At 38.2% G+C, this 17227-nt stretch carries 14 protein-coding genes and 2 pseudogenes; 13 read left to right on the forward strand and 3 right to left on the reverse strand.

Annotated features, from left to right (window positions below):
• Positions 1-436 precede the first annotated feature (436 nt).
• The 9 genes and pseudogenes from DMO16_RS24740 to DMO16_RS01395 form a co-directional block, all read left to right on the forward strand.
• Positions 437-652: a hypothetical protein gene (locus DMO16_RS24740; RefSeq protein ID WP_241840414.1), complete on the forward strand. Its 216-nt coding sequence runs from the start codon at positions 437-439 to the stop codon at positions 650-652.
• Positions 653-1106: 454 nt separating this feature from the next.
• Positions 1107-2201, forward strand: coding sequence for a hypothetical protein (locus DMO16_RS01355; protein ID WP_129474921.1), 1095 nt, complete (start codon positions 1107-1109; stop codon positions 2199-2201).
• Between the two features lie 561 nt (positions 2202-2762).
• Positions 2763-3467, forward strand: a complete 705-nt coding sequence (locus DMO16_RS01360) for a YrrS family protein (RefSeq protein ID WP_129474923.1) — start codon at positions 2763-2765, stop codon at positions 3465-3467.
• A 379-nt stretch (positions 3468-3846) separates the two neighbouring features.
• The gene (locus DMO16_RS01365; RefSeq protein ID WP_129474925.1) at positions 3847-4941 is read left to right on the forward strand and encodes an Ig-like domain-containing protein; all 1095 of its coding nucleotides are present in this window, start codon (positions 3847-3849) and stop codon (positions 4939-4941) included.
• 993 nt (positions 4942-5934) lie between these two features.
• Positions 5935-6660 (forward strand): annotated as a pseudogene (gene sigK / locus DMO16_RS01370) (RNA polymerase sporulation sigma factor SigK).
• Between the two features lie 598 nt (positions 6661-7258).
• Positions 7259-7561, forward strand: coding sequence for a Type 1 glutamine amidotransferase-like domain-containing protein (locus tag DMO16_RS01380; RefSeq protein WP_061971271.1), 303 nt, complete (start codon positions 7259-7261; stop codon positions 7559-7561).
• 371 nt (positions 7562-7932) lie between these two features.
• A complete protein-coding gene (locus DMO16_RS01385) occupies positions 7933-8805 on the forward strand; it encodes an aminoglycoside phosphotransferase family protein (protein ID WP_129474927.1) in 873 nt (290 codons plus the stop codon).
• A 1303-nt stretch (positions 8806-10108) separates the two neighbouring features.
• On the forward strand, positions 10109-10645 hold the full coding sequence (locus DMO16_RS01390) for a DUF4309 domain-containing protein (protein ID WP_129474929.1): 537 nt from the start codon (positions 10109-10111) through the stop codon (positions 10643-10645).
• 470 nt (positions 10646-11115) lie between these two features.
• Positions 11116-11718 (forward strand): annotated as a pseudogene (locus DMO16_RS01395) (aminotransferase class I/II-fold pyridoxal phosphate-dependent enzyme); the annotation flags it as partial.
• A gap of 512 nt (positions 11719-12230) precedes the next feature.
• Here DMO16_RS01395 and DMO16_RS25095 read toward each other — a convergent pair.
• Positions 12231-12365, reverse strand: a complete 135-nt coding sequence (locus DMO16_RS25095; RefSeq protein WP_277873752.1) for a hypothetical protein — start codon at positions 12363-12365, stop codon at positions 12231-12233.
• A 557-nt stretch (positions 12366-12922) separates the two neighbouring features.
• On the opposite strand from DMO16_RS25095, the gene DMO16_RS01400 reads away from it, so the two are divergent.
• From DMO16_RS01400 to sigK (DMO16_RS01410), 3 genes are all read left to right on the forward strand, one after another.
• Complete coding sequence (locus tag DMO16_RS01400) at positions 12923-13333, forward strand: VOC family protein (RefSeq protein WP_129474933.1); 411 nt, start codon at positions 12923-12925, stop codon at positions 13331-13333.
• A gap of 162 nt (positions 13334-13495) precedes the next feature.
• On the forward strand, positions 13496-13981 hold the full coding sequence (locus DMO16_RS01405; protein WP_129474935.1) for a GyrI-like domain-containing protein: 486 nt from the start codon (positions 13496-13498) through the stop codon (positions 13979-13981).
• 234 nt (positions 13982-14215) lie between these two features.
• The gene (sigK, locus tag DMO16_RS01410) at positions 14216-14941 is read left to right on the forward strand and encodes an RNA polymerase sporulation sigma factor SigK (protein WP_129474937.1); all 726 of its coding nucleotides are present in this window, start codon (positions 14216-14218) and stop codon (positions 14939-14941) included.
• Between the two features lie 66 nt (positions 14942-15007).
• Here the strand turns inward: sigK (DMO16_RS01410) and DMO16_RS01415 are convergent, their stop codons facing one another.
• A complete protein-coding gene (locus tag DMO16_RS01415) occupies positions 15008-15562 on the reverse strand; it encodes a hypothetical protein (protein ID WP_129474939.1) in 555 nt (184 codons plus the stop codon).
• Between the two features lie 216 nt (positions 15563-15778).
• Between DMO16_RS01415 and DMO16_RS24080 the strand changes: the two genes are divergently transcribed.
• Positions 15779-15928 carry a hypothetical protein gene (locus DMO16_RS24080; protein WP_156412566.1) on the forward strand — a complete coding sequence of 50 codons (150 nt, stop codon included), beginning with the start codon at positions 15779-15781 and terminating at the stop codon, positions 15926-15928.
• A gap of 41 nt (positions 15929-15969) precedes the next feature.
• Here DMO16_RS24080 and DMO16_RS01420 read toward each other — a convergent pair whose 3' ends face one another.
• On the reverse strand, positions 15970-17193 hold the full coding sequence (locus DMO16_RS01420; protein ID WP_061971707.1) for an Nramp family divalent metal transporter: 1224 nt from the start codon (positions 17191-17193) through the stop codon (positions 15970-15972).
• Positions 17194-17227 lie beyond the last annotated feature (34 nt).

Raw genomic sequence — 17227 nt, forward strand, 5'->3', positions numbered from 1 at the left:
AAATCACCTGAAAAACAAATTAAAAATGTGTGAAAAACAGAATTTGTTATTCAACTAACGGGGCAGTTTAGTGGAAGAAGATTTGTCACAAAATACCATTGGTATTCTCGTAATTATACTTTTAAAATGAAGCAAATCTATCCTATAAGAGAGTGAAAAACTTGAAGCTAAATCGACTTTTATTCTTAGCGTTAGCAAGTAGCATATTGGTTATTTTAATTGCATTTTTTCAATGGTATTTAATGATATAATAACCGAATTTTTAATGATTCCCATTTGGTTAGTGATATTTGGATTTTTTATTTTCATTACAGTGAAGACCATTATCAATTTATTTAAAAAGAAGGATTGGAAGTCGTTCACAATCCAGTTATTAACTATCTTACTGTGGCTGATCTTTCCTTTTACTCAAGTTATGTTAGATTTGGACTTCAAAATGAATAAATCAGAAAGAGAAGAAGTAGTGGAAATGGTGGAAAAAGGTACTCTGAAACCAAATGTTTCATACGATTCATCACTTATCCTATTACCTAAAAAAAATGAACAACTATCTAAAGGTGGTGGAGAAATTGTTATTGAAAAAAACGGTGACCTGGTTTTGTTCTTCACATACCGTGGAATGTTAGATAATTTCTCTGGGTTCGTATACTAACCCAATGATAAAAAGCCAAATCAAAGTGATTTTGATGGAGATTTTAAACAAATAAAAACGTTAGATAAAAATTGGTATTTTGTAGGTTCTTATTAAGCTAACGGGTGCAGGAGTTGAACCAAACGGGGGTATCAGAAAATGTCATCAAATAACAGAACAATGATGGACAGTGCGTTGAAAACGTTATCATCAGAGGTGTTTTTATCCACTTATTTTGTAGTTGATAAGACTATAAATCGAAATAAACTTCGCAGTTCCATATGGAAACTTATCGATGGTAGATGGCAATTATATTTCCACCAAGGTACGATTCTGCATTACAATTAAACGATGTTATTAAAGGCACCGATAGAAAATAAGGTTATTGTATTAACAGGGGCATATCTATAATAATTTCTACCTACTTTTACACTAGGAAATGATGTTCATAGAAATAAAAAGGAGTCTACAAAAGATGAAATTCCTTACAACAGAAACTTTGACAGAGCTGGAAATCATTAATAATGCTTTGAAAAATGAAGGACTAGAAGAGATACCAAGTGAATCTGGGATTAAAAAGTTAGGAGAAGGGGCTTGGCATTTTGCCTATTTGATAGACAAGGAGCAACTCGTACTCCGTATTCCGAAAAAAATTGCCTACGATAAAAAGGTAGTCTTCAATCGTGAAGAGTTTATAGCGGATTACGCTGCTACAAAAGCGTTTTACAAGCAAGCCAACAGAGCAAAAAAAGGAATTTGCCCTGAGCATTTCGAGTACTTTGTCAATGAAGAATTGACCTATACGATTGAATCTTATGTAGGGAAATCCATAGGCCTTGGCGACCAAACAACGACACAATCAAAACGTTATGGGACGGAGTTAGGAGAGTTCTTTCTTGCACTTGAAAATCTTGATCCCCCTTATAAAGGCTTAGGATATTTGAAAATTGGAGAAAAAGGTGAAATAAAAGGTGAACTAGAAATTGACTTGAGAGAGTTCATCCTTGAAGAAACTAAAGAATATCAAGATGAATTAGATGTTTTACTCTCAAGCCCTTACGAATTTAATAAGAAAAAAGTGATAAAGACTGCGAAGGATTTAATTTCTGTTCGTTCGATAGACCGCGAAAAAATTATCCTGACAAATCAGGATACATCTCCAGAGAATATCATTTTTTCAAAGAACGGTGCTAGGATTATAGACCCTTATCCACTTCTATATACAGGGACTTCTCTAGCTGCCAATTACGTATTCAATTATCAGACCTTTTTCTATACAGTACATAACACCCTAAGATATAGAAAAAGTAATTATTATCTTCATATCCATCAGTTAAGAGCTAATGCTGAAGGATTTATTGAAGGGTATACCAATGGCTCTAAGCAGAAAAGTAAAGATTTGAACGTTGAAGTGTTTTTGAAGCTCGTAACTATGGCATATACACATTATCAGTTATTAAATAAAGAATCTTTAAGCCGTGAACAAATTATTCGTTACGGTACAAAAGAACAACTAAAAGAGCGTCTGGAAATTTACCTGAAAGAACTTGAAAAATATCCGCTTGATTAACGGGGCAGGTTAGTTAAAGAAGGAACTTGAGATAAATTGGTATAATAAGTAAATTTGATATATATCTTAACCTCTAAGTATTAATAAGAGGAGAATGTCTATGGGAACTAACGAAGTAAAAAGTTTAAACTAAAATAAGCGCGGGGGGTTAAAAAATATGAAACAATGGGGGACGCTATACTTTTTCTGTGGAAAAATGGGAGCGGAGAAACTCTCGACGGCCTGAGGAAGGGTTATTTTCATAGAGTACATGCAAAGGCTTACTGTGGTTGTTTCTCTTCGGGGAGAGCGGAAGATAAGAATTGGAAAATACTCTTTAGACAGTATGGTCTAACACTAGATGGTCCCAATCAAAGATAAAAAAAAGAGGCTTTGTTTAAATCGCTCAATGTAAAGAATATTTTACCTCTTCATTTTACCCCTTATGTTTAAAAAAAACCTGTCGAATATTATTTAAACAACATCATTTCGTTGTAAAAAAAAGAATAGCATCGTGTAAAGAAGAGATCGAAACTTTTGTAAAACCATTGTGATGAAGTGATAGAACTGAAGGGAGATAAGATGAGATCAAGAGTTCAACGCCAAAAGAGAAAAAAGATGCATATTACTCTGAACGGCCTAATTTGTGTCGTATTGGTCCTAATATTTATTGCAGCAGGAAAAATAATGTGGGGAGACAGCAATCAGGCCTCAACCGGTAACCGACACAACCTAACCAAAAGTGAAAGTGAACAAAGGAACCAACAAAATAATGACACAACGATCAGTAAAGATAAAGAGATCGAATTAAAAAACCAAGATAAAAAATTGAGGGAAAATAAAAAAACTAAAGAGCAGCAAGAAGCTAAAAGAATTCAGAAAGACTCCGAAGAACAAGCTACAAAAAAACAAAAAGTAGAAAAAGACAGAGAAGAGCAGAAAGCAAAAGAAGCCAAGGAAGAGCGCGAGAAGCATAATTCTCAAGATGAGGAGAAAGTGACAGGACCTGGGTCGTCGAAACCCATTGGAACGAGTCAGACTGGACCACATACTTCGAGTTATGTTAAGGATTCAGTGGATTGGAACGAAAAAGTAAAAGCGATTCAAATGGCAACAGGTCTAGGGGTCAACATGAACATCTGGCGTATTGAAAATGGCGGGGGACCTCAAAAATCAGTTGGAAAAGTGAGCCCTGACGGCGAAGATAGTTGGATGTACGTTGTGAATCTTGAATGGGTGGATCAAAAAGGGTGGAAAGTAACAAGTGTTAGTAAACAAAATCGATAATTTAAAAAGGCGAAAAAAAACCCTGGATAATGGAAAACAAGAGCTCAATACATTGTAAAAACAATCGGGCGCTTTCCTGTAACAAGGAACAGCGCTTTTTTAATTTTAGGGCCAGAATGTTGAGGAAAACTTTCGAAAACAATAGGTGGATATGAAGAAAAACGAGGAGATGTGTACTGGGAAAACATGGATGTATTTGTTGATGACCCCTCCATCTTAAACAATGAATATGTTTAATACAAAACAACGCCACTTGGGTATTCCGGCCTAGTGGTGCTTTTTCTTATGATTTTTTTCATAGTTTTATCATATTTGTTAAAGGAAAAAAGTACTATAAAATGGAATATATAAACAATAGAAAATTTTGGAGGTTATCGACTTGAAAAAGAAAATTGCAGGCTTAGTTTTATCATCAGCACTTTTGGCAAGTACTTTAGGGGTATCGTCAGCACATGCAGCATCTGCTCCTACATATAGTGATACAAAACAGGAACTAAAAGTGGCTGTAAAAAATAGCGGCCACCACACAGAACGCTTTAGTCATCCGCTTTTTACCACTAAAGCAAAATCCCAAGCTATGAAAATGTTAAAAGCAGGGGATATATATTATGAAAATGAACCAAATAACGACCTATCATCTGCTGATTTATTAAACTCTGGAGAGTATGTGGTTGGTTCCTTTTACGATTATGATGTCGATATCTTTGGATTTGATATTAAAACACCCGGGTACCTTTCTGCAGCAGCACTTCCGGTTGATTACCCCTATTCCCTCATGGACCTTGGATATGGCATGATCGATACCAAAAAGAACTTCCTGCCTATCGATTACCTCGAGGTAACAAATGAAGGAATTATTGGTGAAGGGTATGATGTGAAGAAAGCTGGCCACTATTACCTCGTTGCACTTGATTTAGCGAATTTCGGTAGTGGTGATGAGTACATGCTAAGCTACCGTTTCACGCCTTATGACAAAACAGCACCGAAAGCTCCGACGGTGAATACAGTCGATGATAATGATACGGTTGTTAAGGGTAAGGCAGAGGCTAAATCCACAGTTGAAATAAGTGTTAATAAGAAATCCATTGGAAAAGCGACAGCTGACAAAAATGGTAATTTCACCGTTAAGATTGCTAAACAGAAAGCGGGAACTTCATTATCTGTAACAGCGACGGATGCGGCCAAGAATAAAAGTAAGGTGACTGTGAAGAAAGTTATCGACAAGACTGCTCCTTCATTAACTGTAAATAAAGTGGATGACAATGATAAATCAGTTAGCGGTAAGACAGAAAAGAATGCAAGTGTTGTCGTGAAGTATGGCAGCACAAAGCTAGGCAGCAAGAAAGCCGGTTCTGATGGTAAATTCAAGATCACCATTAAGAAACAGAAGAAAGGTAGAGTGTTATCCGTTACATCTACTGATGCTGCCAAGAACACTAAAACTGTAAAAGTTACCGTTCAGAAAGCTAAGTAAAAACATTGGACAGGGAGGGCTACGCCCTCTCTTATTCAATTAATGGGTGCAAGAGTTGAAGAACCAGCTGCCATTTTTGGCGGCTTTTTTCTATTGTGCTAACGGGACAGGTTAGTTCAACAATGTATATGAAAAAAAGGATTCAATTTCCATATGTAAAAACATTTGGGTATAGTAAAATATGATTGCTCACAACTAGAAAAAGGGGTTTTTATGGCTTTTCTTAAAAGTTCAAGGATTAAATTTATTAAATTGTTTCTTCATACAATTTTTCTTACGATTATTCTTTCATTTTTATCGAACATATGTACAGATATAATTGCTTTGATTCTTGGGCATCCAATAGAAAGAGATACAGAATATGTAGTAACTTTTATGGTTCTAATTTGGCTTTTCTTTGCATTACAGAGTGAAAAGTATAGGGTGAGATAATGGATTTATTGGGTGCAATGTCTGTTTTGATTGGTTGTTTATTAGTCATCTAGGCGGAGGAATTTGAATACCTTTTACGACCTATGTTTTAAAACATTTAAGATAAAATACCAAAAGTGAGTGAAATTTTATGGGCAAAAGAGTCTTTATTTCTATATTTATCGCTGCAATTCTTTCCGTTGTTATTGGTTCCATACTTCGTGCCAATGGCATTCACAATTTTCTTAGTGAAAATTCACTGGTCAAGCATTAGTATATTTGGTCATTTGTTTATTGATTTTCTTTGTTTTTAAAAAGAAGTCTGAAAAATAAGACTTATGCACTTGTCAAAACTTGTTCAACTAACGGGTGCGTTAGCTGAAGATCGGAGCTGTCTTTAAGACAGCTTTTTCTTATGGATTTATTGGTGAGCTAGTGGAAGAGGGATTTAAAATATAATGGAAAAATCGATGAGAAAAATTAGATATTTTAGAGTGTGTTTCATTCCATTTGTACAGACACTTAACAAGCCCAACCCAGCATACAGATAAGAGTAAGAAATAACCGCCGGGAGGTGTCTGAATGTCCGGGTTGCTTGTTGTATTAGGGTACTTTTTCAAAGAAGTTATGCTGTTTGTCTCGTATGTTAAAAACAATGCGTTTCCGCAGCCCCTCTCCGAGGATGAGGAGAAAGAATACTTAAGTAGGATGGCCGAGGGAGACCAGGAGGCCAGGAGTAAACTAATCGAACACAACTTGCGTTTGGTTGCACATATCGTCAAGAAATTTGATAATACAGGGGAAGATACGGAAGACTTGATTTCCATTGGGACGATTGGGCTGATCAAGGCGATTGAGAGCTATTCAAGAGGGAAAGGCACAAAGCTTGCGACGTATGCGGCCCGTTGTGTGGAAAATGAGATCCTTATGCATTTGGGGGCACTGAAAAAAACAAAAAAAGATGTATCTCTTCATGATCCGATTGGGACCGATTAGGAAGGAAATGAAATTACTCTCATTGATGTACTAAAAGCGGAAACAGAAGATGTGGTGGATGTTATCCAGCTGAAAATGCAAAAAAAGAAAATTTATGATTATATCCATGTGCTAGATGACCGGGAGAAAGAAGTCATTGTCGGCCGCTTTGGCCTGGATATGGAAAAAGAAAAGACGCAGCGGGAAATCGCGAAAATGCTTGGTATTTCGCGGAGCTATGTATCAAGAATTGAAAAGCGGGCATTGATGAAATTATTTCACGAGTTTTACCGGAGCCGGCAGCAGAGCCAGAAAGATCGCCCAAATTATTAAAATTCAAAAGGGTATTCCTTGAATCGGGAGTACCTTTTTATTTTTGTAAGTGTAATGGTTAACAACTTATTGATTTATCGCAAGATCTATTGCCTTTTTTCTTTCAGTAAAGGCCACCGGTTGAGTGACTTTTTCTAAAGTACTTTACTGTGGGACTAATGTGTTTAGGACAGTAAGATTGAGAGCTATTCAAGAGGGGAGGGCATGAAGCTTGAGACTTATGTGGCACGTTGTGTGGAAAATGAGATTCTAATGTCATTACTATAGCTGTATTTATATCCTAAATACATAAGAATCCTAAAATTAGGCTCTAATTTTTATTAAGATAACTGGTGAATTCCTTTAAGATCTTAGCTGCCATCTCAGGCAGCTTTTCTTATTGAGCTAAAGGAAAGGTTAGTTGATTTTGATGGGGATATTTACGCTTTTTTCAAAGAAGAGAAACTTCAGCTCGGATACTACCACCTCCGAGGGCGACTAAACAAACTGGTGCTTTACTTCATTACTAGGAATGATCAGCAGCTCCTTTTCTTATGAAACTACATGGCAGAAATATTAAATATTAAACAAGGATAACTCCTATAAGGAGCGTATTTTTATGGGTAAATTGATTCTTGCTGGAGGTGGGGATGCTGAACAAACCCTACCAATTGATAAAGTATTTGAAAGTTTAATCAACAAGAAAAAACCATTGTTATACATCCCTATTGCAATGGATACGAACTCCATACCCTATGATTCTTGCTTTATTTGGATAAACAGTGTTTTTAACCCACTTGGAGTTCAAGGTATAACAATGTGGACCGAAAGCGAGCTAGATAACAAAAGTGCTGAAGATTTAAGACAATTTTCTGCAGTATATATAGGTGGTGGCAATACATTCAGCTTTTTAAAAAGCTAAGGGGTTTGTAATAGATATATTGGTATTTAGATTTTGGTTATATTTTTGGTTATGTATTTTAAGTAGTTTTTGAGGTTTTAGAGAAGTTCTCTGTTTTTAACCAAAAACGGCTGTTTATGGCGATTTTACCCATAAACTAATGATGTAAATGGTTTTTTTAATTTTGTTCAACAATCGGGCCAGATTGTTGAAGAAATCAAAGGGATTAAGTTATTAAAGTTGTGTTACAATTGAATAAATTAAGAGCAGCTAAAAGGTGTGACTGCATCATATTACGAAAAAATGTGGCTTTATGACTTATGGTTTATGGAGCATTATTATAATTTTCACCAATAAAAGTTTATGTCAGAGGTATAAGGAGGGGTCATACGATGACCGAGAAGATGCATGCTGACGAATTGGAAATTGAAGAGGGACTTGTGCGTCGTTTGCTTGTCGATCAGTTCCCCCACTGGGCAGAGTTGCCCCTTCGAAAGGTAGAGCCAGTTGGAACGGTAAATGCCGTTTTCCGACTTGGCGACGAATATTGTATTCGGCTGGCGAGAAGGGAAGGACCGAAAACACCAGGAGGGCGCGAGTTCTTATGGCTACCAAAACTCGCATCATCAGTTCCACTTGAAATCCCTATACCTATCGCTCAGGGGCGCCCCAATAACGAATACCCATGGTTTTGGGAGATACATTCATGGCTGAGGGGTGAAATAGTGCCGATTGAAGCGATTGACGAGATTCAGGCAGCACGCGATCTCGCAAGGTTTGTCCTAGCACTGCAACAAGTCGATTCAACGGGAGGGCCGTTAGGACGCGGCATTCCTTTGGCCCAACTGGACAAGGACTTCCGATATTGGCTAGCACGATTTAATGGCGATCCCGCGGTGTCTAATGTGTGGGAGTCGGCTCTTTCTGCGCCACCATGGAACGGTCCTCCTGTTTGGCATCACGGCGATCTAGATGTACGTAACTGGCTCGTACGTGATAAGCGTATTAGCGGTGTGATTGATTGGGAGACGATGGGCATAGGTGACCCTGCGTGTGATGTGATGGTCGCGTGGAAGTTGCACTCGCCAGAGGCGCGCGATGTGTTCCTTGATGCTATTCGTACGGATGACGCTACATTAGCAAGGGCCCGCGGATGGGTCGTATCACAGGCAGTTGCAATTCTTGCCTACTACACGCCGCAAAACAATCCAGTTTTGTACAATGAGGCGAAATCCTGGCTAGACCTAGTGCTAGTTCAAAATTAATTCTGTTTTCAAAATGAAACATGTCTCAGTTACTCATTCAACGAGCGCAAGAATTGAATAAGAATGGACTATTTCAGCAGTCCATATTGACGTAATTAGCGATTATTATCAAGAATGCTTTTACCATGTTATAAGAATATGAAACATAATCTAATTAAAATGAAGGACAGATTTGATTAAGAACGCTCTTCATAGATCGGGCAATTTTCTTTAATAACCAATCTTCAACAATCCGGAGCTTTAATGAAGTAATTAAAGCCTAATTTCTCGGTGTTAAAAGCGAGAAATTAGGCTTTTTTTTATTTGAATTTCCTTACCGTTGTAAACCGTATTTTCCTAATGTTACTCTCTTAGCGTAGGGAAAATCGGCTTTTTTCATTTCAAAATTCTCTTAGCGTATGTTTTCCGCGTTTTGTTGGTAGGACCCCATAAATCTATAATTTTCAAATCGGTTATTAGCTGAACATTCTGTTATTAAAATTGTGATTAAAGAGTGTGTAAATGTTTGTGTGTATGCTTGCGTTTTTATAAACGGGTGTATTTTGTTGAACTTACAATTTTTGTGCGGGCATTACTGCACTTAATCACAGAACAAAAATCCTCTCATTTTTGAGAGAATTTTTAATCGATTAGCGATATTGATTATTGCCAACCCCACAGAAAAAGTCCAGCCACTATCATATTTCATATTTATAAATAAAGAAAATTCTTTGTAGTTTTGATGAAGTAAGCCATAAGTTTGACTTACAGAGTAAAAAATTTTGGAAATGGTTAACTAACCAAAGAATTTTCTAAAAAAAGTGAGTGCGCAAATTAAACTCAGAAATCTCTTCAAACAGAACACTTCCCATTCAGCGCGCATGCTGTACATCCAATTAGTTGGTTGCAAATAAGATAGTCGCTTTTTAAAATACCTTGCCTTCTCTACTGAAATTAGGCATTTCGCTGAAGGCTGCTTACGGTGTTCTTTCTAGAGGGTGATGAGTGGTACATGGTCATAAGATAGGGTGTTAGTTATGGGGGATAACCAGCGGGAATCTTGAAAGAACAAAGCCCTTGTAGAGTTGCCTGAAATTGCAGATGAAAATCAAGTATCTGTAGCGCAAATTGCCATCACACGGTAGTTTGATTGCTTTATCTAAAGTAGCATTTCTTTGTGACCTTTTTTGATCTTATTACGACTAAAAATTTGAAAAGGGTTAACTGTACGACAGGAGTGATGGGCGGGGCTTGGCAATTGCACAATCATCTTTTTTCGTATTGTTTTACCATTTTCAAAAACCTCTAGAAGGAGTGTATTATTTTGAAACAAAAAAGTCGTTTCATTCGAAGTTTAATTGTTTTTTTAACACTTTCACTCTTCATGCTTAGTGGACCTGCTTTTACCTCTGCCGCCGCAGCATCTCAGCAGTCTACACCGGATATCTTGATTCGCGAAATCATGGGCTTAGCTTATGAATCTCAACAGTCGATAAACAGTCTCCCTTTTTCTGTTGGTGATTCATTGAAGAAAGTCAAAAAATCCTGGGGTCCACCTGAAGATTTAAGTACCGCTGCAGCCAATTATTGGAGTCATAATGTTCGATTCCTCTATGACAATTCAACCGGTAGAAAAACGATTACCGCCATTGAGGATTTTGACCCCCAGTTGCAAACCATTCATTTATCAGAGTTAAAGACATTGATAGGTGAACCAGTAAGTGAACAGGAAAATGAAGGAATGCACTATGTCACTTACACTGATTATGAGAATTATAAGGTGGTCTTCGTGTTTGAAAGCTCCTGGATTAACACTGATCCATTATTGTATTTGTATACGGTTGAACTGGCAGATGAATAATAAGTAAAATACCAGGCATAAGGAATCGCTTATCTTAGATGGGCGGTTCTTTATATGAGAAAAAAGTTAACATTAACTGGAGTATTAATAAAGAAATCAATTGATTTAAAGTGTCGTATATTCATATAATACTTTTATTGCGAATTTACCAGGTGTTTGATAAAAGATTTAGGCGTAACAATGCAAATAGTGGCACATCTTACTTTTTTGAACTGCTTCATTTGTGACAGGCAACTTTGAAACGTCTTGCTTGGTTTACATGATTAGCTACATCCCGCAGCATAGAGTTAAAGAATTCAAACTGACTGATAAAGAGTAACCAAAACTTCAGTTAAACGGAAAACTAATTAATTTAATTACTAGAAGCTTAAATACCTGCTCATGGAGCTTTGCTATGTTATTAGTACACTTTGAATTAAAGATCTAGTATTTCAAGGAGAGGGATATATGGTGAACAGCATAACTTGAAAATTTTTGTCATTTCAGATGAAATCTACAGCGAACTGATTTATGACGGAAGCCATCATTCCATTGCTTCATATTCTAGTTTGCGTGCCAGAACAATTGTAGTGAACGGTATATCCAAATCTCATTCCATGACCGGTTGGCGAATCGGCTACGTCTGTGCACCCTCGTACGTGGCGGAGGAAATGTTGAAAGTTCATATGTATAATTCCGTTTGTGCTAGTTCTATCAGTCAATACGCGGCCATTGAAGCGTTAACCAATGGAACGAACGATCCATTGCAAATGAGAACGGAATACAAAAAGCGGAGAGATTACATGTATGAGCGGCTGGTCAATATGGGGTTTGATGTCGTTAAACCAGACGGTGCCTTTTACCTCTTTCCTTCTATTAAAAAGTGGAACATGAAATCGTCTGATTTCGCAATGCAGTTGCTTCGATCTGAGGAAGTGGGGGTGGTGCCTGGTGATGCATTTACACCTTTGGGAGAAGGTTTCATCCGAATCTCTTTTGCCAATTCTCTTCAACAGTTAGAAGAAGGATTAAATAGGATAGAAAGATTTGTTAAAAATAGAAAAATCAATAGGGTTATATTCCGAAAGGGCTAGTTTCTAAAAACCGTATCGAATAGCAAACCAGAGGAGCTGTTTTGATTAAAGATGAAACAGCTCCTCTTTTGAAGGATATGGAGGATAAAGCAAGCTTCGGTACTTTTTCAGTTCCTGTATTAATCTCTCAAACGGCTCTCTAGAAATTCGAGCTTGTCGATCGAAAAGATTATCGTCTTCACGATTACCCCTAAAAATAGGTAGAAAAGGCAGAGAAAGGCGCTGTGTTGCAATTAGTAACCAAACATTTTTACGGTTTATTTTCACAATCTACTAAATTTCTACATACTATATTGAGAGATTAAGAGATGCTCTTATTCTCAAATTGATATGCGAGGAGGTGAAAAATAATGTCATCTTCTCATAAAAAGAGAAATAGATCTAAATTCAAAATCAAATGTAAATGTAGACGCCTACGTTCATCTTCAAGCTCAAGCTCATCTTCAAGCTCATCTTCAAGTTGTTGGAAAAGAAAGATTCAACAACAGAACCAATGGTTTTAAAGCTGAGTGTTAGTAAAAGTCTATCTCTTCGGAGGTAGACTTTTCGTGCTCTGTTTCTGTATTGGTTGCGGCTTTTTCCGGCTGTTCTTTGTCCGGATTAAAAACCCTTAGCTCCGGATCAATACGCTCCGGTTCATCCTTCAATTCACCCTCTTTTCACATTTACACTCATTCGTTTTAATTCTGTGTGAAATGGGGTTCACCTTTATATGTACAGTAAAAGGGATTTAGCGTGTGAAGCGCCAAAGCCCTTTTACTATCGTTATAGCTTATGGGTTTCGGTCAAGGGGTCTAATCTTGACCTTTTATAGGTTTCGCTTTCTTCCTTTTTTCTGAATGGGGAAGAATGTAAAGGTTTGATTACATTTACAACGCAAAAAAGGCCGGCGAGTTCCATCGCCAAGCCCTTTTCGTCCCCCCATGGGGTGAGGAATAAATGCATGAGTTCAGGGATTTCTCCCAATGATCACGTCTGAATGATCGCTATAGATTTCGTTATTGGTTTCGGGTCTTTATGGGTAACGACAACTTTTAATGACAAAGATCTGTTAAAGAATACTGTTGATTTTCTTCTTCAACTAACGGCAGGATAGTTTAATAAGGATTTTATTTCCAAATATGAAGGAGGAAAGATTATAATAAAAATTGAATTTATTTAGGGGTAAGTAATCACTGCATCTCTATATCAGGAGGTTGTTAGTATGTCGAGAGAATTATGGTTGAACCTGCCAGTGCGAGAACCAGAACGGTCAAAGGCGTTTTATACGCAGCTCGGTTTTCGGTTGAATGAGCGGTATGCGAGTCAAGACGGCTCATTCAGCTTGATAGTCGGTGAAAATCAGGTTGTTTTGATGCTCTTCCCGGAATCCGCGTTTCGCGGTTTTGCTGGTAATGCGGTTGCGGATTCGTGGCAAGGTACTGAAGTGTTATTCTCTCTGGGGGCGAACTCCAGGGATGAAGTTGATGAGCTCGCCTTGAAAGTCGAACGTGCCGGCGGCGCTGTATTCAGCAAGCCTGGCGAAAAGAGTGGCTGGATGTACGGCTGCGGTTTTACGGATCCGGACGGTCATCGGTGGAACGCTTTGTATATGGATATGAGCAAAATGCCGTAAGGCTAAAAAGATTTGCCATTTCGTGACGAGTGTATAAAAAGAAAGTAAAGCCTTTTCTTGTTCAACTAAAGGGGCAGTTTAGTGGAAGAAGGTATTTCACCCATAGATAGCGAAAACTGTATAAGGAATTTATAACACTATAAGATATAGGGAGAAAATAAAGTGTACTATGAAATTTTAACGTTACCAGCCTATCGAGCAGTAGGATTAAAATGGGAGGGAACATTTTCTGAAATCGTACCGAATTTAAAATACGTCATTCAACAAAGTGAAGACCGAGCAGATGAATTAGAGTATAAGGTTAATCCCAGTGTTCAATTAGGTCTATCTTATCATGTAGCTGAAAATGGGTTCGCACATTACGCTGTGTATGAAGTGAGTGAGGAGCAGGAGATTCCTGATGGGATGATTGAAATAAGGGTTCCTGAATGGACGTATGTGAAGACTGCACATAACAAAGGAAAAGATATACAAAAGACATATACGGATTTACATAAATGGCTATTTGATAGTGACTATACCGCATTTAGAGAAGCTGGTGTAGATTACTATGACCCTTATATGCCAATTAAACATGAATATTACCCAGTTGAGCGTGATCCGAATGATCCGCATTTTGATATTTATATACCGATTGTGAAAAAATAATGTTTCTTATTGAACTAACGGGTGCGTTAGCTGAAGATCGGAGCTGTCTTTAAGACAGCTTTTTCTTATGGATTTATTGGTCAGCTAGTGGAAGAGGGATTTAAAATATAATGGAAAAATCGATGAGAAAAATTAGATATTTTAGAGTGTGTTTCATTCCATTTGTACAGACACCTAACAAGCCCAACCCGGCATACAGATAAGAGTAAGAAATAACCGCCGGGAGGTGTCTGAATGTCCGGGTTGCTTGTTGTATTAGGGTACTTTTTCAAAGAAGTTATGCTGTTTGTCTCGTATGTGAAAAACAATGCGTTTCCGCAGCCCCTCAACGAAAACGAGGAGAAAGAATACTTAAAACGGATGGCCGAGGGAGACCAGGAGGCCAGAAGCAAACTGATCGAACACAACTTGCGTTTGGTTGCACATATCGTCAAGAAATTTGAGAATACAGGGGAAGATACGGAAGACCTGATTTCCATCGGGACCATCGGACTGATCAAGGCGATCGAGAGCTATTCGAGAGGGAAAGGCACGAAGCTTGCGACGTATGCGGCACGTTGTATTGAAAATGAAATCCTTATGCATCTGAGGGCTCTGAAAAAAACGAAAAAAGATGTATCTCTTCATGATCCGATTGGGACCGATAAGGAAGGGAACGAAATCACGCTCATTGATGTGCTGAAAGCGGAAACAGAGGACGTGGTGGATACCATTCAGCTGAAAATGCAAAAAAAGAAAATATATGATTATATTCATGTGCTTGATGACCGGGAGAAAGAAGTCATTGTCGGACGATTTGGCCTGGATATGCAAAAAGAAAAGACCCAGCGGGAAATCGCAAAAATGCTGGGCATTTCGCGGAGTTATGTCTCAAGGATTGAAAAGCGGGCACTGATGAAGCTGTTCCACGAGTTTTACCGAAGCCGGCAGCAGAGCCAGAAAGATCAGCCAAATTATTAAAATTCAAAAGGGTATTCCTTAAATAGGGAGTACCCTTTTATTTTTGTGAGTGTAATGGTTAACAACTTATTGGTTTATCGCAAGATCTATTGTCTCTTTTATTTCTGTAAAAGCAACCGGTTGAGTGACTTTTTCTAAAGTACTTAATGAAATCCTTTTTTGCAGTGGGAATAGGGTGTTTAAGACAGTGGTTTGGACTATATAAAAGTGCCACTGCTCGGTATTAAGAACATCAATCAGATTGGCATCCTTTTCATAAAGTAAACAAAATACATAAAGATCTGCATTTCGGATAGGTTCTGTTGTGTAGGTTCGTGTTTCGTAGTTATAAGCTCGTTTTGCTTCAATCCCAAAGCTAATTTTGGAATATTGGCCCTCATGCCAGGATTGTATATAGGCAGCAGAGTTTACTTCGATTTTTTTGTCTTTGTACATTAAATCATAGGCGTCCCATTCAATACGAGGTCGGTGTAATACATCTAATGTGCTTCCCACAAGAAATTCTGCAAAAACACCTCTTAATGAATTCGTTAGAACATCTGAAAACCCCCAAGACCAAAAGTCGGATATATTAAACTCGGTACCCTGTATTTTCGTGTCTGGGGCAAGTCTTTCCGCCATAATAAACTCCTTTCATTGCAGTACGAAAGTTGTTATTAATGTTTATACCACGGTAATTTTCTATAAAACGTAAATTGAAACAGGGTTAATTTCTTAAAACCAATTTTATGTAAAACATAGGATATTCTTGTTAGAGGAAGGAAATCAAAGAATTTTAAAGATAATTGTTTAATATAGTATAAATGAAAGCGATTACAATAGGGAAGGAACCGCACGATGTACAGGTATGATACATTGCTTCGGAAACAAGCCTTTGATCAGCTTTTTAATCAATCAGAACCACCAGAAGAAAATAACCTGATCATGAATTACATTCTTGCTTTAGCTGGAATTATAGTGGTCATTGTGAGTAAATTGATAGGATAAAAAAAACAACAAGTCGGGGCATAAGCCCGGCTTGTTGTTTTTTAAAATTCGCCTCCAAATGTCTGATAAATGAGGAGGCCATTCAAAATAATAATGATGGCTGCTACCAAAATCAGCAGGATGTTGGTCCACCGCTTGTTGGCGTAGCTTCCCATGATCTTTTTACTGCGGGTAAACATGATCAATGGAATAATCGTAAACGGAAGCTGCATACTTAGAACGACCTGGCTGACCACGAGCGCTTTCCACGTATTAATTCCTGCTCCAATAATGATTAATGCTGGGATCATGGTAACGAGTCTTCGCACCCAAATCGGTATCTTAATGTTTAAAAAGCCTTCCAGTATATATTGTCCTGCCATGGTTCCGGTTACAGAGGATGAAAGACCGGCGGAAAGCAAGGCAATGGCAAAGGCAAGACTGGCAAAACCACCGAGAAGCGGTGTCAGGGTAGAATAGGCATCTTCAATGGATGTAACCTTCAAGCCATTCTTGTAAAAGACTGCTGCCGCTACGACGATCATGGCTGAGTTAATGAACCATGCCACGTTTAACGCAAGCAGTGAATCTACGATGGCATACTTATACACCCGGTGATTATGCTTTGGCTGGTTCTTTTTCAGCCTGTTTTTCACAACGGAAGAATGAAGAAAAATATTATGCGGCATAACGGTTGCACCGAGCATTCCGATGGCTACAAGGATGCTTGCCGAGTTAAGATGGGGGACGACCAGATGATAGCCGACCTGCCCAAGGTCCGGTTTAGCATAAAACAATTCAACAATATAAACAGCCGCCACTATAATTACAAAGCCCAGAATCAATTGTTCAATAAAACGGAAGCCGTATTTATGAAGCAAAAGGATACCAAATGTAACAGCAGCTCCGATCAATGCAGCCGGAAACAAGGGAATCCCCAGCAATAAATAGATCCCGAGTGCTGCTCCGAGAAATTCGGCGAGGTCGGTTGCCATGGCAGCCAGCTCTGCTGTAATCCACAAAAAAACAGCGACCGGCTTTTTAAAATGCTGCCGGCAGTTTTCTGATAATGACTTTCCTGTGGCTACCCCGAGTTTTGCAGCTGTTGTCTGCAACAGAATGGCCATCAGATTACTGAGCAGTAAAACCCACAATAGCGTGTAGCCAAAAGCAGAACCGCCTTCGATATTGGTGGCCCAGTTTCCGGGATCGATATAGCCCACACTCACAAGAAACGCGGGGCCGAGAAAAGGAATGGCTCTGCGAAGTTTACCTTTTCTGGGCATTGCAGCTTCCAATGCTTTACTATTCAATGTTGCT

Origin of the sequence: Fictibacillus sp. S7, assembly GCF_004127935.1 — a bacterium.
Lineage (GTDB): Bacteria > Bacillota > Bacilli > Bacillales > Fictibacillaceae > Fictibacillus_C > Fictibacillus_C enclensis.